The sequence below is a fragment of the Nocardiopsis sp. ATB16-24 genome (assembly GCF_030271535.1).
Lineage (GTDB): Bacteria > Actinomycetota > Actinomycetes > Streptosporangiales > Streptosporangiaceae > Nocardiopsis.
Window position 1 is genome coordinate 1 of record NZ_JASCXJ010000020.1, and the last position, 16870, is coordinate 16870.

At 67.5% G+C, this 16870-nt stretch carries 17 protein-coding genes and 1 pseudogene; 10 read left to right on the forward strand and 8 right to left on the reverse strand.

Translation table 11 applies throughout. The annotated features are described in order from the left end of the window. Both PFX91_RS18855 and soxR read left to right on the forward strand, forming a co-directional pair. Positions 1 to 253, forward strand: a pseudogene (locus PFX91_RS18855) (ABC transporter ATP-binding protein); the annotation flags it as partial. Positions 254 to 257: 4 nt separating this feature from the next. Beyond that, on the forward strand, positions 258 to 764 hold the full coding sequence (gene soxR, locus PFX91_RS18860) for a redox-sensitive transcriptional activator SoxR (protein WP_285733691.1): 507 nt from the start codon (positions 258 to 260) through the stop codon (positions 762 to 764). Between the two features lie 108 nt (positions 765 to 872). Here soxR and rnhA read toward each other — a convergent pair whose 3' ends face one another. The 3 genes from rnhA to PFX91_RS18875 all read right to left on the reverse strand — a co-directional run bounded on the left by rnhA (position 873) and on the right by PFX91_RS18875 (position 2970). After that, complete coding sequence (gene rnhA, locus PFX91_RS18865; RefSeq protein ID WP_285733692.1) at positions 873 to 1346, reverse strand: ribonuclease HI; 474 nt, start codon at positions 1344 to 1346, stop codon at positions 873 to 875. A 406-nt stretch (positions 1347 to 1752) separates the two neighbouring features. Next, a complete protein-coding gene (gene def / locus PFX91_RS18870) occupies positions 1753 to 2421 on the reverse strand; it encodes a peptide deformylase (RefSeq protein ID WP_285733694.1) in 669 nt (222 codons plus the stop codon). A 105-nt stretch (positions 2422 to 2526) separates the two neighbouring features. Then, entirely contained in the window at positions 2527 to 2970 is a 444-nt protein-coding gene (locus PFX91_RS18875; protein WP_285733901.1) for an SMI1/KNR4 family protein, read from the reverse strand. A gap of 158 nt (positions 2971 to 3128) precedes the next feature. Here PFX91_RS18875 and PFX91_RS18880 point away from each other — a divergent pair, with 158 nt between their 5' ends. The 3 genes from PFX91_RS18880 (at position 3129) to PFX91_RS18890 (ending at position 6286) form a co-directional block, all read left to right on the forward strand. Beyond that, positions 3129 to 4079 carry a hypothetical protein gene (locus PFX91_RS18880; protein ID WP_285733696.1) on the forward strand — a complete coding sequence of 317 codons (951 nt, stop codon included), beginning with the start codon at positions 3129 to 3131 and terminating at the stop codon, positions 4077 to 4079. Between the two features lie 339 nt (positions 4080 to 4418). Then, on the forward strand, positions 4419 to 5687 hold the full coding sequence (locus tag PFX91_RS18885) for a sensor histidine kinase (RefSeq protein ID WP_285733698.1): 1269 nt from the start codon (positions 4419 to 4421) through the stop codon (positions 5685 to 5687). Then, entirely contained in the window at positions 5639 to 6286 is a 648-nt protein-coding gene (locus PFX91_RS18890) for a LuxR C-terminal-related transcriptional regulator (protein WP_285733700.1), read from the forward strand. The genes PFX91_RS18885 and PFX91_RS18890 overlap by 49 nt, the downstream gene beginning before the upstream one ends. Positions 6287 to 6349: 63 nt before the next feature. Here the strand turns inward: PFX91_RS18890 and PFX91_RS18895 are convergent, their stop codons facing one another. The 5 genes from PFX91_RS18895 to PFX91_RS18915 all read right to left on the reverse strand — a co-directional run bounded on the left by PFX91_RS18895 (position 6350) and on the right by PFX91_RS18915 (position 12033). After that, positions 6350 to 8278: an AMP-binding protein gene (locus PFX91_RS18895; RefSeq protein WP_285733702.1), complete on the reverse strand. Its 1929-nt coding sequence runs from the start codon at positions 8276 to 8278 to the stop codon at positions 6350 to 6352. Positions 8279 to 8403: 125 nt separating this feature from the next. Beyond that, positions 8404 to 9675 carry a multidrug effflux MFS transporter gene (locus tag PFX91_RS18900; RefSeq protein ID WP_502888337.1) on the reverse strand — a complete coding sequence of 424 codons (1272 nt, stop codon included), beginning with the start codon at positions 9673 to 9675 and terminating at the stop codon, positions 8404 to 8406. 137 nt (positions 9676 to 9812) lie between these two features. Then, a complete protein-coding gene (locus PFX91_RS18905; RefSeq protein ID WP_285733706.1) occupies positions 9813 to 10241 on the reverse strand; it encodes a DUF3037 domain-containing protein in 429 nt (142 codons plus the stop codon). Further along, on the reverse strand, positions 10238 to 11005 hold the full coding sequence (locus PFX91_RS18910) for a HipA family kinase (protein ID WP_285733903.1): 768 nt from the start codon (positions 11003 to 11005) through the stop codon (positions 10238 to 10240). The genes PFX91_RS18905 and PFX91_RS18910 overlap by 4 nt, the downstream gene beginning before the upstream one ends. 320 nt (positions 11006 to 11325) lie before the next feature. Further along, positions 11326 to 12033 (reverse strand): hypothetical protein, encoded by a 708-nt coding sequence (locus PFX91_RS18915; protein ID WP_285733708.1) that lies wholly within the window; start codon positions 12031 to 12033, stop codon positions 11326 to 11328. A 151-nt stretch (positions 12034 to 12184) separates the two neighbouring features. On the opposite strand from PFX91_RS18915, the gene PFX91_RS18920 reads away from it, so the two are divergent. From PFX91_RS18920 to PFX91_RS18940, 5 genes are all read left to right on the forward strand, one after another. Further along, a complete protein-coding gene (locus PFX91_RS18920; protein ID WP_285733710.1) occupies positions 12185 to 13246 on the forward strand; it encodes an AAA family ATPase in 1062 nt (353 codons plus the stop codon). A 5-nt stretch (positions 13247 to 13251) separates the two neighbouring features. Beyond that, entirely contained in the window at positions 13252 to 14220 is a 969-nt protein-coding gene (locus PFX91_RS18925; protein WP_285733712.1) for a DUF58 domain-containing protein, read from the forward strand. Between the two features lie 79 nt (positions 14221 to 14299). Beyond that, complete coding sequence (locus tag PFX91_RS18930; RefSeq protein ID WP_285733713.1) at positions 14300 to 15247, forward strand: VWA domain-containing protein; 948 nt, start codon at positions 14300 to 14302, stop codon at positions 15245 to 15247. 138 nt (positions 15248 to 15385) lie between these two features. Then, the gene (locus PFX91_RS18935) at positions 15386 to 16120 is read left to right on the forward strand and encodes an HAD family hydrolase (protein WP_285733716.1); all 735 of its coding nucleotides are present in this window, start codon (positions 15386 to 15388) and stop codon (positions 16118 to 16120) included. Beyond that, positions 16117 to 16866 (forward strand): NUDIX hydrolase, encoded by a 750-nt coding sequence (locus PFX91_RS18940; RefSeq protein ID WP_285733718.1) that lies wholly within the window; start codon positions 16117 to 16119, stop codon positions 16864 to 16866. The genes PFX91_RS18935 and PFX91_RS18940 overlap by 4 nt, the downstream gene beginning before the upstream one ends. The last annotated feature ends 4 nt before the right edge of the window (positions 16867 to 16870 follow it).

A 16870-nucleotide genomic window follows, 5' to 3' on the forward strand; every position in this document is an offset into this window, starting at 1 on the left:
CGCACAAAGCACCAACGCACGCCTGTTCCTGCTCACCGACCCCCCACCCGACCAGGCCCCCTTCACCCCCACCCCCCACACCGGGCTGCTCCTGCTCACCCGCCAACCCACCCTGGCCCGTGACGCCGACCGCATCCTGCTGCTGCACCAAGGACGTGTCACCGAGACCGGCACCCACCACCACCTGCTGGCCCGCGGCGGAGCCTACGCACGCCTGTACGCCCTCGCCGGAGCCCACCGCGCCCTAGGATGAACCCGTGACACCACCAGGCAAGGAACTCACCGTCGGCCAGGTCGCCGAACGCTCCGGAGTCACCGTCTCGGCCCTGCACTTCTACGAACGCCAAGGCCTCATCCAGGCCCGCCGCACCCCCGGAAACCAGCGCCGCTACCGCCGCGACACCCTGCGACGGGTCGCCTTCATCCGCATCTCCCAACGCGTGGGCATCCCCCTGGCCAAGATCCGCCAGGCCCTGGACTCCCTCCCCCAAAGCCGCACACCCACCCGCCAGGACTGGGCCCGCCTGTCCGAGCAGTGGCGCGAAGAACTCAACACCCGCATCGACCAACTCGTCCGCCTCCGCGACGACCTGACCGACTGCATAGGCTGCGGATGCCTGTCCCTGAGCACCTGCACCCTGTCCAACCCCGACGACGAACTCGCCACCTCAGGCCCCGGACCACGCCACCTGATGGTCCCCGCCCTGAAGAACGAAAGCACCCCCGGCACCGACCCCACCCCGACCGCACACGACCACGCCTAGCCACGGAGGGCGCCCAGGCCACGAACCCGGGCCCTCCAACACCGAAACGGGGGCCCGTCACACCACCGGCCCCCGCCACACGATCACGACCCCGCTCAGGGGCCGCCCTCACCTCCCGGCCGCCTCGTCCCGCCCACGCTGGGCCAACTTGTCGGCACGCTCGTTGCCCTCGTCCCCGCTGTGCCCGCGCACCCAACGCCACTCCACGTCATAACGCGAGGCCACCTCGTCCAGACGCTGCCACAGATCCACGTTCTTGACCGGCTTCTTGTCCGCCGTACGCCACCCGCGCCGCTTCCAGTTCTCCACCCAGGAAGTGATGCCGTTACGCACGTAGGAGGAGTCGGTGTGCACCAGCACCGGCAAGGGCTTCTTCAAACTCTCCAACGCCCGAATGGCCGCCATCAACTCCATCCGGTTGTTGGTGGTCTGCTTCTCGCTGCCGTACATCTCCTTCTCGTGCTCGCCGTAGCGCAGCCACACACCCCACCCTCCCGGGCCCGGGTTGCCGCTGCACGCTCCGTCGGTGTAAATGACCACTCGCCGCGTCGACTCCTCGTCGACCTCGTCCCCGTTACGCATGCCGGGCAATCTATCGCCCTCCACGGTCACGAAAAGGCCACATCCCCCCACGAACGCGCCACAAAAAGAGCCACAACCGACCAGTGGCACCCCACGACCCGCCATTGCGGACCACCACGCACACCAAAGGCACCCTCACACCCGCCGGTGCCGACCACCGCCCACAGCACCCCTCGACGGCCGCCACGGCCCTTCTGAACCCTCAAAGCACCCCGACCACACCCACGAAACGAGGCAGGGGCCGACCACACCCACCCCAACCCCGTGAGCGTCCACGACGACGCCCCGACCCCCCAAGGCCATGACCCCGGGCCAGGCCCACCGCGCACACCCTCCAACCACGAAGGAGGGGGCGCGCCCGCCGTGAGCGGACGCACCCCCTCCTTCTTCGTGGCTCGGGCCCCGTTCAGGCCGAGAGCTCCTCGACCAACTCCTCGGCGCGTTCCTGACGGCGCGCGAAAACGTCGTTGGCCATCTCGTTCATCTTCTTCAACACCCGCTTACGCTCACGCGTACTCAACCGGTCCACGTACAACCGGCCCAGGGTGTGATCGGTCTCGTGCTGTAGACACCGGGCGAAGTACCCGCTCCCACCGGCCACCACCGGCTCACCGTTACGGTCCACACCCCGCACCGTCGCATGCTCGGCTCGCCCCAACTCCGCGTGCGGGCCCGGCACCGACAAACACCCCTCGGAGTCCACCACCACCGGATCGTCCAGGTCACGTTCGTCCAACACCGGGTTGATCACATGCCCCACATGCCGCACACCCTCATCGTCAGGGCAGTCGTAGACGAACAGGCGCAGATCCACACCCACCTGGTTGGCCGCCAACCCCACACCCTCGGCCGCGTACATCGTCACGAACATGTCGGCGATCAACTGCTCGAGCTCCCGCCCGCCCAGCATCTCCTGGGGCACGTCGGCGTTACGCCGGTGCAGCACGTCCTCACCCGTGACGGTGATCCGCCGCACCTTGCCACGAGCGGCCTCCGGAGCGAACCTGGGAAAATCCTCCACCCGGCGTCCCTGAACGACAGCGGCGACCTGGGCAGGTCTGGACTGCTCCGACATGGCCCTACTCTCACAACGCGACCGACGACAACAGGTGGCACACCACCACCGGCACCCGAAAAATAGCACGAAACACCGGACCCGCCGCGCCCGCGCACAAGAACCTCAACGGAACCAGGAATTGCCCTGGATCAGGCACCGCGCCAGATAGTCGCGCAAGGACACCACCACCAGGCGCCTGCGGTCGCTCTCATGGTCCCACACCACGATCCCCGGACCGTAGTCCGTGTGCACATAGGCGAACTGCGGACCCATATCGGAATCACCGAAGAAGATCATCTCATCGAAGGGCGCGTACAACTCCAGATAGTCCGGCTCCTGACGCATCGCCAGGTTGTCCTCCACCAGACGCCGCGCACTCCACACCACCGCGTCCCCGTACTCATTGGTCACCCCGTCGGTCTCCCGCAGCAAAGAGGCCAGCTCAAAGGGCAAAGGAAGCATCAGATGCTTCTCGACCTCGGCCAGGGTCACCTCATCGGCCGGATCGTTCAACTCGGCCTCGGGATACATCTCCAGGATCAGTTCACGCCACACACCCTTGATCATCACAGGTCGTGGCAACACACGGGAAATCGTCGACGGCGAGTTGCGCCAAAAACCCCCACCACACCGCCATCGGGCCGCCCGCTCACCCCGAACAACCCCGACACGCCACCCAAATCACTATGCGTGCACACATGATCACCCTCACGCACAATGACCACATGGCCACCACCACACGCCTGCTCCTCGCCACCACACTCACCGTCGCCCTGACCCTGCCCCTACCGGCCCACGCCACCACCCACACCGACTACCCCGGCCACACCACCAGCCGCTACGTCCCCCTCACCAACGTCACCAACGCCCAAGCCCACGAACACGGCTGCGCCGAAGGCCGCACCGGCACCAGCGGCCTACGCATCCTCTTCTTCGGCACCCAAGAAAAAAACGACACCCTACGCGAACCCGGCAGGACCGCCAGCACCTCCACCCCCCGCTCCCCCTACACCAAAGCCGCCCAATACGCCCACCACTGGGCTCAAGGCTTCACCCAATGCCGCACCGGCCAGACCACCGCCGAACTCGCCCTGGGCATCAACAACAAACAGGACAGCGGCCTCACCGGCGCCCACGCCGGACAACGCTGGGCCCACTTCGTCACCACCGCACGCCACGACTCCACCACCGAAGCCGTGACCATCACCACCGCCCTGGACGCCGAACCCTCCTGGTCCAGCCCCACCTGGGCCCGCGACTGGCTCACCGCCTACACCAACACCACCACCATCCCCCTCTACGCCGCCAACTCCGCCGACTCCTGCCCCACCAACACCAACACCACCAACTGCGCCAACGGCTGGAAACTCGCCGACGTCCACCACATGGCCGGAGGAGGCAACCCCACCATCCACGCCATCCCGCAGATCTACCGCACCGACGGCATCCAGGCCCGCCAATGGGCCACCATCAGCCGCTGGGGCCACGCCAACACCGGCGACCCCCTCCGCTTCGCCGGCGCCATGTCCCAACACACCGCCTGCAAACAGCGCAGCTGCAACAAAACCGACAACACACCACAACAAGCCTGGAACCAGCTCAAAAACGCCCTCAATGCGCACCCCACCACCCGCATCGACACACTCGGCCCCGCCACCGACATGCGCTGGCCCTGAAAAACACCCAAGACCCCACCCCGTCCCGAAGAACCACAGCCAACAGACGGGACAGGCCACGTCAAAGCCCCCAAGCCCCACAGAACGGCGAACCGGTCACCGACACCCACCCGCCACAACAGACACGAACACCCCTCAACACGCCACGACAGCCGCACACCACCCACTCTCACACCACAAGACCGACCACAGGACCACCACCCCACCAGGCCGTCAAAAAGCCCCAAGACCCGACACGACCGACTCCACCACCGGCGACACGCCCCCACCCACACCCACCAACGAACAGGACACAATGGACACCAACACCCACACGCAGGAACGGAAGAAAGACCACCCATGGCCACAGCCACACCCCACCACCGGGCAGGCCGCCTCACCACCCTGGCCTACCTCTTCCTCCTGCTCTCCCAGAACATCGCCGCACTCCTCCTCCTCCCCCTCGTCCTGATCTCCGCCATCCTCACCCTCACCTGGATCGGCCTCCCCTTCGTCATCCTCACCAGCTCCCTCCTACGCACCCTCGCCGACAGCCAACGCCGCACCCTCACCCACCTCAACCCCAAAAACCCCCTCCACTCCGCCTACCGCCCCCTCCCACCCACCGGCATCACCCGCCGCGGAACCACGATCATCACCGACCCCGCCACCTGGAAAGACCTCCTCTGGCTCATCTCCGCCGTCCCCAGCCTCGCCCTCCTCACCATCCCCACCACCCTCCTCCTCCACGGCACCTACCACCTCCTCCACCTCCTCCACCTCACCGGCCCCGCCCTCTACGACTTCTACACACCCACCACCCCCCTCCAACACCTCCTCCTCCTCACCACCGCACTCACCCTCCTCACCACCGGCTACCTCCTCCTCCCACCCGCCACCGACCTCTACACCCGCTTCAACCGACTCCTCCTCGCCCCCTCAGAAAAAGCCCGACTCACCGCCCGCGTCGCCCACCTCGCCACCAGCCGCGCCAACACCATCGACACCCAAGCAGCAGAAATCCGCCGCATCGAACGCGACCTCCACGACGGAGCCCAAGCCCGACTCGTCGCCCTCGGCATGAACCTCGGCATGGCCGAACACATCGTCGAACAAGACCCCCACACCGCCCGCGCCATGCTCGCCGAAGCCCGAGAAACCACCCGCCACGCCCTCACCGAACTCCGCGCCCTCGTCCGCGGCATCCACCCACCCGTCCTCGTCGAACGCGGACTCCACGGCGCCGTCCACGCCCTCGCCCTCACCCACCACCTCCCCATCACCGTCACCATCGACCTCCACGGCCGCCCCGCCGACCCCGTCGAATCCGCCGCCTACTTCGCCATCGCCGAACTCCTCACCAACACCGCCAAACACGCCAACGCCACCCACGCCCGCGTCCACATCAACCACGGCAAAGACCGCCTCGTCATCACCATCACCGACAACGGCCAAGGCGGAGCCGACCCCACCAACGGCACCGGACTCATCGGCATCCAACGACGACTCGACGCCTTTGATGGCACGATGAACATCACCAGCCCACCAGGCGGCCCCACCATCGTGACCCTGGAGATCCCGTGCGCGTTGTCATCGCCGAAGACCTCGCCCTCCTCAGAGACGGCCTGATCCGACTCCTCCAAGCACACGACTTCACCGTCGTCGCCGCCGTCGACAACGGACCCGACCTCCACACCGCCCTCACCCACCACAAACCCGACGTCGCCGTCGTCGACGTCCGCCTACCCCCCACCTTCACCGACGAAGGACTCCAGGCCGCCATCGCCGCCCGCACCCACATCCCCGGCCTGCCCATCCTCGTGCTCTCCCAACACGTCGAACAGCTCTACGCCCGAGAACTCCTCTCCGACGACACCGGAGGCGTCGGCTACCTCCTCAAAGACCGCGTCTTCGACATCGGACAATTCATCGAAGCCGTCCGCCGCGTCGCCGACGGCGGCACCGCCATGGACCCCGCCGTCATCTCCCAACTCCTCGCCCGCCAAGACCACAAAGGACCCCTGGCCCAACTCACCCCCCGCGAACGCGAAGTCCTCTCCCAAATGGCCGAAGGCCGCTCCAACTCCGCCATCGCAGGACGCCTCTACATCACCGAAAAAGCCGTCAGCAAACACATCAACAACATCTTCACCAAACTCAACCTCCCACCCTCCTCCGACGCCAGCCGCCGCGTCCTGGCCGTCCTCGCCTTCCTCAACGGCCAATGAACACACAAAGGCCGCAGCCCGACCCACCAGGGTCAGGCCACGGCCCCAACACCCACCTACTACCTACGACTGCCGCTGCTCACCACGCACCCGATACAACCCATCGATCTCCTCCGCAAAAGCCCGCAACACCGCCTCACGCCGCAACTCACCCGAAGGATCCACCAACCCCGACTGCACAGTGAACTCCTCCGCCAACACATGAAACGACCTCACCGCCAAATGCCGCGGCACACTCCGATTGGCCTCATACACCAACCCCTGCACCTCACGCAAAAGATCACGATCCCCCGCGATCTCCTCCGGCGCCATCGACAACGGCCGACCATTCACCAAACGCCAGTACTCCAACTGATCACGCACCAACGTCACCAACGCACTGGCAAAAGGCCGCCCCTCCACGATCACCAACACCTGACTGATCAACGGATGAGCACGCAACCGCGCCTCGAACTCCGCCACCAACTCCGCATCCGACCGCTCCCGCGACTCCCCCACCACAGGCAAGGCCACCGTCTCCCCCACAGCCCCCGACTCGGCCTCCACCCCACGCCCCACCGGCCCCGACGCCACGAACCTCCCCGGAACCTCCACCATCGCCGCCTGCGGACGCAACCGCCCCACCACCGTCACAAAACCATCCGCGTCCACCTCCACCCCGAACCCCGTCGCCAACCACCCCTCCCGAAAAGCACGACGCGAAGCCTCCTGATCACCCCAATAACCCGAAAAAACAGCCCCACCCCGCACATGCGCCTCACCCTCAGGCGAAACCCACAACTCACGCCCACCAAGAACACGCCCCACCGTCCCCGGCACACGATCCCCCACCGCACCGGCCAAGAACGCACCCCCCGCCTCAGCCGTACCGAACACCTGCACCACCGGCATCCCCACACCGGAGAAGAAGGAGTCCAACCGCTCCGACAACCCCCCACCCCAACACACCACCAGATGCACCCGGCCACCCACCACATCCCGCACCCGCGAGAACTGCCAGTCATACATCGACCGCGACAACCGCCGCCAAGCACCCCTCTTCGGCGACCGATCGAACTGCACCGCCGCCTCCACCGACGAATTGAACGTGCTCAACGAATCCCACCCCGTCGAACGCGCACCCCCCTGCTCCGCCTCGAAAGCCCCCTCCAACTCCCCCGCAGAGCACACCAACACCGTCGGCCTGAACCTCCGCGCCTCACGCACCACCTCGGCCGCCCCGACCAACCCCACACGGACCCGGCCCACCATGCACGCCACCAACGACGCCAAACCCGCGAACTGCGACAACGGCAGACCCAACAACGTGCTCGCCCCACCCGCCGGCAACTCCGCCAACCGAGGCCCCATCCGATCGACCAGATCCGCCGCCGAAGCCAACAACGCCCCGTGCGAAAGCACCACACCCCGCATCAACCGCGACACCGTACTCAACGGATACAGCACCACCGCCGCATCCTCCGCCACCGTCGCATCCCGCCGGAACCGCACCGCCGAAGCGTCCATGTACGCCCCCAAGCGCACCACCTCCTCCAGACCGGGCTCCAATCTCCACACCCGACCCAGATCCGGCACCTCACGCTGCAACTCCGACATCACACGCAGCAACCGCTCACCCTGCACCACCGCCGCAGCCGGAGTCGTCTGCCCCACCACATGCCGCACCCGCTCCACCGACGCCGACTCGGCCAACGGCACCAACACCGCACGCACAGACCACACCGCAAAAGCCAGCCGCACCCACTCCTCGTGCGACCCCGACACCACCAACACCCGGTCGCCCTCACCCACACCGGCCGCGACCAACCCCTTGGCCAGCGCCGTCACCTCCGTGGCGAACTCCCCGGCCGTCACCTGCTCCCACCGGTCCCGATCCCCCCGCACCGCCAACACCTCGGCGCGCGCATCCGTGGTCGCCGTCTCATAAATCAGATCGCTCAACCCGGAAAGACCCCGAGCCCACGTACCAAGAGTGACACTCGGCTCGCCCATACCCACTCATCCTCTGCCACATCGGAAGGCGACCCGCCAGGCCACCTCAAATCGGGGAATCGTGACCTACTGTGCCGACTTCCCTCATCCACGGCAAGCCGGGACCGCGAACCACAAACACAAGGTCATCCCACCTTTGTGCGAACCGACCACACATACGCCAGCAACGACAACCCCGCCGCCGACACCATCACCACCGACATACTCACCAACGACGGCTCACCCGTAGACGTCAACCCCGCCAACGACGCGACCCCACCCCCCAAAGCGAACTGCAACCCACCCATCAACGCCGAAGCCGTACCCGCCACCGCCACAGGCTGCCCGTCCAACGCCGTCACCGTCGCATTCGGCATCACAAAACCAACACTGAACATCATCAACGCCAACAACGCCACGACCACCCACAACACCGCCACACCCGCCAGCGCCAACACCACCAACCCACCCACCGACACCAGCGCCAAAACCAAACCCGAACCCAAACGCCGCAACGTCTCCACACGGCCCACCAACAGACCGTTCACCTGCGTACCCGCCATCATCCCCAGCGCATTCACCGCGAACAAACCCGCATACAACTGCGGCGAAACACCGAACTCCGACTGCGAAACAAAAGAGAACGCCGACACATACGTGAACAACATCCCAAAACTCAAACCCAACGTCAGAACCGGCCCCACAAAACGCGGCTGACGCAACAAACCACCCACCGTCGCCACCAACGCACGCGGCCCACGCCCACGACGCTCACCCACAGGCAGACTCTCAGGCAACCACACCAACACCAGCACAAAACTCAGCGCCGACATCACCGCCAACACCAAAAAACTCAACTGCCACGGACCCACCAACAACAACTGAGCACCCAACAACGGCGCCAACAACGGCGCCAACATCATCACCAAGGCCAAACGCGAAAAGAACCGCACCGCGTCATCGCCCTTAAAAAGATCACGCACCACCGCACGCGACACCACCGCACCCGCAGCACCGGCCACACCCTGCACGAACCGCAACACCACGAACCACGTCACGTCCGCAACGAACACACACAACACCGACGCCACCGTGAACACGGCCACGCCCACCAACAGCGGACCCCGACGACCCCAGGCATCACTCATCGGCCCGATCACCAACTGACCGACGGCCAACCCCAGCATCATCGCCGTCAACGTCAACTGGACCCGAGCCTCACTCGTCCCCAGATCCCCGGTGATCTGCGGAAAGGCCGGAAGATACATGTCGGTCGCAAGCGGCCCGGTCGCCGTCAGCACACCCAGCACCAACACCAACAACGCCACCGACCCACGCGAAGGCGTCCACGAGGGCACCGAACTCGACACAGACGCCCCCCGCGCAGGGGCCGTGGAGGAAGAATCGGGGGACTGCACAGGCACTCCAGTTCAGGAACGGAAAAAGACCGCCTGAAACCCAGACGGCGGGGACCATCCCATACCAACATCCCCGCCCGCCCGGACACCTCTTTTCAGCCCGACAAACGCCGTGATATCCGTTACGACTCAGCCCGTCACCTTACGAGCCGGTCCAGCAACCGCACGACCTCCGCTTCCGGATCCTCCGTCAAACCCCCATGCACCGGCCCCGGCTGCACGATCGTGCTCCGCGGCGCCGTCAACCACCGAAACCTCTGACCAGGCCGATCACGACCCGCCACACCCGCACCCTCACCACCACGACACATCGCCTCCACCCCCTCCAACGCCCGCAGCACACCCGCCACGTCCGCCCCCGGGTCCAAGGCCAACAAACGCCCCTCGTCCAACGCCGAACGCGCCGCCAGAAAACCTCTCTCCTGGCAGTAGACGATCACCCCGGCGTTCACACACTCACCACGCTCCAACCGCGGCACCACCCGCAAAAGCGCGTACTCGAACACCGCACGGTCACGCTCCTCGCCCACCCGACCGGTCGTCACCGCATCGCTGTAGCGCCTCATCCCTCCACCTCCGGCAGCCAGGAGCGATCGGCCACCCGCCGCAACAGATGGTCCACGTACGCCTCACGAACCTGCTCCACCGACGCGAAGCCCGGCTCGTCCACCAGCCACTCCTCGGGAACCAGCCCCACCACCCGACGCAGGGTCTCCTCATCCACCAGCGGTGCCAACGCGGCGTCGGCACCGGCCAGATCCGGAGACCCGCCCATCAGCACGTGATCGGAGGCGTCATAGGCACGCTGGACGAACCTGTCGGCACCGGCCCAGTTGTGATGGAAGATCAGCGTCGCACCATGGTCGATCAGATAGGGACTGCCGTGCCACACCAACATGTTCGGGTTACGCCAGGAACGGTCCACGTTGCCCGTCAGGGCGTCGAACCACAGCACCCGCCCGGCGAACTCCCGATCCACCTCGAAGGCCAGCGGATCGAAACCGAGCGCTCCCGGCAGGAAGTCCATCCCCAGGTTGAGCCCGTCGCTGGCCTTGAGCAGCTCCTGCACCTCCGAGTCGGGTTCGCTTCGACCGATCACCGCGTCGAACTCCACCAGGACCAGCTCCGGGATCGGCAGCCCCAGGGCCCGCCCCAACTCACCAGAGACGATCTCGGCCACGAGCGTCTTACGCCCCTGCCCCGCCCCGATGAACTTGACCACGTACATTCCCAGGTCGTCGGCCTCGACCAGACCCGGGAGCGAACCTCCTTCGCGCAGGGGTAGCACGTACCGCGTCGCGACCACGTTTGTCAGCACGCGGACCAGCATAGGCACCGCCGAAAGCGGCCCCGTCCGTCTCCGAGTCCAGGGCCCTCTGAGTTCGACGCGGACACCGTGAACGGGGCCGCTCCACCCTCCCCCGTCCCGTCCACCCCCACGACACCCACCGAGGGACTCTGAACACGTTGTGGCCGTACACCGGCGAAGGCCACCAGAGGTGGATCTGTCGAATCGAGAGGATGTAAGAGATGGGCGGCGTAGCCGCGCGATATTTCTTTGCGGTTCTTTTTTCTTGAAAAGAACCGCCACCTTTACGATGTAGATATCTAGTGATCGGGCCGGAGGACGACCCTTCACCTCAAGAGCCCTTACAGGTTGTCCTCGGGAAGATCGTCCCACTGCCCATCACCCTCTCCCGGCGTCGGGATCACCGGGGTGGACGGGCTCCCCTCCCCCTCCTCCTGGGACTCGGGCCCGGGCCCGGGCCGCCCCTCCGGGCTCTCCTGCGACTCCGGGGGAGGCACGCTCCCCGGCATCTCCGGCTGCGGGAACTGCAACATCCACCAGTACAACAGCGACACCGACAACAGAAGGAGCACCAGGACCAGCCCCAGTCCGGCGATCAGCCACCAGTTGCTCTCCCCCGCGGACACCGCGCTGTCCCGGCGTCCGCCCCAAGGAGCCCACCGCAACGCGGCCGCGCCACGCGAACCCGCCCAGTGCGGCATCACCACCGGCCCCCGCGCACCGACCCGCCCCGACCCGGCCGCCGCCGCCAGCAACTCCTCCGCCCGGGCGTGCCCCTCACCGGCGACCGCGGCCCACAGCGCCGAACGCCCGTGCGTACGGGCCGCCACGACGTCGGGACTGGTGCGCACCACCTCGGCGAAACGTTCACGTGCCCCGCCGTCACCGGCCGCGCCGGAGTCCAGCACCGCCACGCTCACCGGGTCGCCCGAGCCGTCCCTGCCCAGGTAGACCACGCCCAGGGAGGAGTCACGCAACCGCCCCAGCAGCCGGTAACCGCCCAACTGGCGCGGGTCGCCCTCGTTCAACCCCATCGTGGGAACCGTCATCTCACTCCCCCCTCCACACCCGTCCTACCCGTCCACTTCGCGGCGTTGTGTACCAGACCGCGGCCCACAGAACGGGTAGTGTCACCACAGGTGAGTGATCCACAACCTATCCGGCGACCCCGTGCGGGGCCGCCCGTGAGGAAGGCGGGACATGGCAGAGACCGGCAACGGCTCCGCGCCCTCATCGGGCTCGGAGAACGCCCCCGGTGAGCCGACCAGGCTGCTGCGCGCCGCGCTGCACGAGGTGTCCACGGTCATCGTGGGCCAGGAACGCATGGTGGAACGCTCCCTCATCGCCCTGGTCGCCAAGGGCCACTGCCTGATCGAGGGGGTGCCCGGGATCGCCAAGACCCTGGCGGTGTCCACCCTGGCCAAGGTCACCGGCGGCTCCTTCGCCCGTCTACAGTTCACCCCGGACCTGGTGCCCTCCGACATCATCGGCACGCGCATCTACCATCCCTCCACCGAGAAGTTCGACGTGGAGCTGGGGCCGGTCTTCGTCAACTTCGTCCTCGCCGACGAGATCAACCGTGCTCCCGCCAAGGTCCAGTCGGCCCTGCTGGAGGTCATGGCCGAACGGCAGGTGTCCCTGGGCGGGATCACCTACCCCCTCCCCTCCCCCTTCATCGTCATCGCCACACAGAACCCGGTCGAGTCCGAGGGCGTCTACCCCCTGCCCGAGGCCCAGCGCGACCGGTTCCTGATGAAGGTCAACGTCGGCCACCCCCGCGCGCACGAGGAGATGGAGATCCTGCGCCGGATGTCGACCACCCCGCCCACGGCCCACCAGATCCTGGACCCCGTCACCCTGAGCGAACTACAGGCCGACGCCCAGCGCGTACACGTCCACCAGCTCATCGCCGACTACGTGGTGCGGCTGGTCATGGCCACCCGTGAGCCCGAGAACCACCAGATGCCGGACCTGCGCCAGGTGCTGGAGATGGGGGCCAGCCCCCGCGCGACCCTGGGCCTGGTCTCGGCCGCCCGGGCCCTGGCACTGCTGCGCGGGCGCGACTACGTCCTGCCCGACGACGTGCGGGTCCTGGCCCACGACGTCATCGCCCACCGCCTGGTGCTCACCTTCGACGCCCTGGCCGACGGGGTCACCGCCGAGCAGGTGATCGACCGTATCCTGTCGACCGTGCCGGCCCCCCGGGTGATCTGGGACGAGCCCCCCAGCGGAGAGACCGCCTCCTTCGCCTCTCCGAGGTGAGGACCATGACCACTCCCGCCATCGGCACCGATCCCCGCCTCCACGCCGCGCTGCGCCGCCTGGACCTGCGCATCGTGCACCGACTGGAGGGTCTGCTGCACGGCGAACACCTGGGGTTGCGTCTGGGCCCGGGCTCGGAGGCCGCGGAGGCCCGCCTCTACCAACCGGGCGAGGACGACGTACGTCGTATGGACTGGTCGGTCACCGCCCGTACCACCATCCCGCACGTACGCGATCTGGTCGCCGACCGCGAACTGGAGAGCTGGACCCTGCTGGACCTGTCGCCGAGCATGGACTTCGGCACCGGCCTGCGCTCCAAACGCGAGGTGGCGGTCGGGGCGATGGTGGCGGCCAACCTGCTCACCCAGAAGGTCGGGGACCGCTTCGGCGCGCACTTCCTGCACCGGGGCACGATCCGGCGCTGGCCCGCACGTTCGGGCAAGGAGGCCCTGTTGGCGTTGCTGGCCACGGTGGCCGCGGCGCCCACCGGCGACGAGAGCGATCCCTCCCCCCACCGGGCCACCCTGGCCGACGCGATCGCCGACCTGGTGCGTGCCCGCCGTCGTCGCGGACTGAGAGTGGTCATCTCCGATTTCCTGGACACCCCCGCCTTCGGCGGCGAGGTCCCCTGGGAGCGGCCCCTGCGCCAACTCGCCACACGCCACCAGGTCCTGGTGGTGGAGGTGGTGGACCCACGTGAACTGGACGTGCCCGAGGTGGGGGACGTGTCCCTGCGCGACCCCCGCACCGGCCGGGTGCGCGACATCCGTCTGACACGGGCGGTGCGCGAACGCTACCGGCAGGCGGCGGCCGCCCAGCGCGCGGCGGTGCGCGGGGCGTTGCGCCGGTGCGGGGTGCACCACCTCTCGCTGAGGACGGACCGTGACTGGGTAGTGGACACGGCACGGTTCGTCATCCACCAGAGGCGTACCGCGCACCACCTGGCCCGCCACACCCCGGCGACGCCCCGCTGAACGGGAAGGGCCACATGAACCGAACGAGGGCGCGGGCGGCGACCCGCGGACGTGAAGCCGAGGTACGGGGGACTGAGCGATGACCTTCCTGGAGCCCCAGCGGCTGTGGTGGTTGCTTCTGCTCGTACTGCTGGTGGGCGCCTATGTGTTCGCCCAGACCCGACGGCGCGAGTACACGGTGCGCTTCACCAACCTGTCCCTGTTGGACCAGGTGGTGCCGCACCGCCCGGACGTGCGCCGGCACGTCCCGGCGGCGCTGTTCGGTCTGTCCTTGGGCGTGCTCATCGCCTCCATGGCGGTGCCCGCGATGCCGGTGGAGCAACCACGGGAGCGGGCGACGATCATGGTGGCCGTGGACGTGTCCCTGTCCATGGCGGCCACCGACATCGACCCCGACCGTCTGAGCGCGGCCAAGGAGTCGGCCCAGGGCTTCGTGGAGACCCTTCCCGACCGGTTCAACGTGGGACTGGTGGCCTTCTCCTCCACCGCGACGGTCGTCTCCTCCCCCACCCAGGACCACCAGGCGGTGATCGGGTCGATCGAGAACCTGCAACTGGGTCCGGGGACCGCCATCGGCGAGGGGGTGTTCGCCTCCTTGGAGGCCATCCGCGGCTTCGACGAGGACTCCGAAGAGGATCCGCCGCCCTCGGCGATCGTGCTGCTCTCCGATGGTGAGAACACCAGTGGGCGTGACATCTCACAGTCCTCGGCGGTGGCGGCCGAACAGGAGGTGCCGGTGTCCACGATCGCCTTCGGCAGCGGTGCGGCGATGATCGAGATCGACGGCTACCAGGTGCCGGCCGACATCGACAAGGAGGCGTTGCGGGGCCTGGCCCAGGACACCGGCGGGCACTTCTACGAGGCCGAGAGCGAATCGGAACTGGACGGCGTCTACGAGGACATCGGTTCGTCCCTGGGCACCGAGGTGGTCCATGAGGAGATCGTCACACGTTTCGTCCTGGTGGCGATCGTCCTGTCGCTGGCCACGGCGTTGACATCGCTACTGTGGTTCCAGCGACTCCCGTGATCCATGGGCGGTCGCCGCCCCACTCACACCCTTTTAAGTGACCTGAGTCACATCCCTTTAGCAGGGGTTTACACCTATTCCGTCATCTTCACGGGTTAGCGTTGGCATGTTTTGTCATGCCCACCGACTTGAGGAACAATGCCGAACACACCCGCAGCTCCGACAGCGATCTGCTTCGACCTGGACGACACCCTCATCGACGATCTCGCCGCGTCGTCCGCGGGGCTCCACGCGGTCATGGAGCGCCTCGGTCACCCCGACTTCGGTGCCGCGCGCCGCCTGTGGGACGTACAGACCGAGATCTCCTTCGGCTCCTACCTGCGCGGCCGCCTGAGCCTGGAACAACAGCGCCGCGAACGCATCCGCGCGCTGGCCGTCCAGGCCGGACACAGCGACATCGCCGACCAGCACTGCGACGACCTCTACCGCCTGTACCTGGACGCGCACCGTTCGGCCTGGCAGGTCTTCCCCGACGCCGTCCCGACCCTGAGCGCCCTGGCCTCGGCCGGTTACCGCCTGGCCGTGGTCACCAACGGCGTGGAGGCCCTCCAGCACGCCAAACTCCAAGCCCTGGAACTGGGCCCCTACTTCCACACCGTGGTGTGCGCCGACACCGTGGGGGTCGGCAAACCCGATCCGCGTATCTTCCACACCGCGGCGCAGCGCATGGGGGTGACCCCCACCGCGTGCTGGCACGTGGGCGACCAGATCCAGGCCGACGGCGTGGGCGCCATCGCCGCGCGCATGCACCCGGTCATGATCGACCGCCGGGGCCACCAGCGCTTCGAGGGCGTGCACACCATCACCGGTCTGGAGGACCTGCTGCGCGCCACGGGCCTGACCAGCCCCGCCCCCACCGTGGGATCCCTGTGACCCTCGCCCCACGGCGACGCGTCACCGCACACCTGGTCACCGGATCCCAGGTGCGGGGCGCCCGGGTGCTGTTCGGTCAGGACCCGGCCGACGTGGTGTGCGACCTGGTCGGTCTTCCGGCGGGCACGCCCCTGCGCGCGTTGGACGTGCTCACCGAACTGACACGGGCCCCCGACGGCACCCCCCTGCACATCGACCGCGTGGTCTTCGCCGAACCCGGAGCCGAACACCACTGGCCCTCACCCGCCGCGAAGGCCGGCCTGCGCCCACTCGCGTCCGAACTGGCCGAGGAGGAGGCCCTCCCACCCGACCGCCCCCGGCTGCGCCGGTTCTCCTCCTACGGAATCGTCGTCGACCCCCGTGGCCGTGTCCTGCTGAGCAGGATCGCCGAGGGCTTCCCCGGAGCGGGCACCTGGCACCTGCCGGGCGGAGGGGTGGACCCCGGGGAGGACGTACGCGCCGCGTTGCGACGCGAGGTGACCGAGGAGACCGGCCAGGACGGACAGGTCGGCGACCTGATCACCGTCTCCAGCCACCACCGACCCCGAAGCGAGGGTCACGAGATCTACTCGGTGTGGGCGTTCTTCCACGTGTTCGTGGCCCGACCCTCCCTCCCCCGGGTGATGGAGGAGAACGGCTCCACCGCCGACTGCGGCTGGTTCACCCCCCAACAGGTGAACGGACTCGACCTGTCCAGGACCGCGCTGCGAGGCCTGAGGCACACGAACCCACACGACCGTTCCTGACACC

Bases quoted from the DNA above. Each gene is read 5' to 3' on its own strand.
- PFX91_RS18935 (WP_285733716.1), top strand. From the start codon at position 15,386: ATGCCGAACACACCCGCAGCTCCGACAGCGATCTGCTTCGACCTGGAC.
- PFX91_RS18880 (WP_285733696.1), top strand. From the start codon at position 3,129: ATGGCCACCACCACACGCCTGCTCCTCGCCACCACACTCACCGTCGCC.
- PFX91_RS18920 (WP_285733710.1), top strand. From the start codon at position 12,185: ATGGCAGAGACCGGCAACGGCTCCGCGCCCTCATCGGGCTCGGAGAAC.
- rnhA (WP_285733692.1), bottom strand. From the start codon at position 1,346: ATGCGTAACGGGGACGAGGTCGACGAGGAGTCGACGCGGCGAGTGGTC.
- PFX91_RS18925 (WP_285733712.1), top strand. From the start codon at position 13,252: ATGACCACTCCCGCCATCGGCACCGATCCCCGCCTCCACGCCGCGCTG.
- PFX91_RS18875 (WP_285733901.1), bottom strand. From the start codon at position 2,970: ATGATCAAGGGTGTGTGGCGTGAACTGATCCTGGAGATGTATCCCGAG.
- PFX91_RS18930 (WP_285733713.1), top strand. From the start codon at position 14,300: ATGACCTTCCTGGAGCCCCAGCGGCTGTGGTGGTTGCTTCTGCTCGTA.
- PFX91_RS18910 (WP_285733903.1), bottom strand. From the start codon at position 11,005: ATGCTGGTCCGCGTGCTGACAAACGTGGTCGCGACGCGGTACGTGCTA.
- PFX91_RS18895 (WP_285733702.1), bottom strand. From the start codon at position 8,278: ATGGGCGAGCCGAGTGTCACTCTTGGTACGTGGGCTCGGGGTCTTTCC.
- def (WP_285733694.1), bottom strand. From the start codon at position 2,421: ATGTCGGAGCAGTCCAGACCTGCCCAGGTCGCCGCTGTCGTTCAGGGA.
- PFX91_RS18905 (WP_285733706.1), bottom strand. From the start codon at position 10,241: ATGAGGCGCTACAGCGATGCGGTGACGACCGGTCGGGTGGGCGAGGAG.
- PFX91_RS18885 (WP_285733698.1), top strand. From the start codon at position 4,419: ATGGCCACAGCCACACCCCACCACCGGGCAGGCCGCCTCACCACCCTG.
- PFX91_RS18915 (WP_285733708.1), bottom strand. From the start codon at position 12,033: ATGACGGTTCCCACGATGGGGTTGAACGAGGGCGACCCGCGCCAGTTG.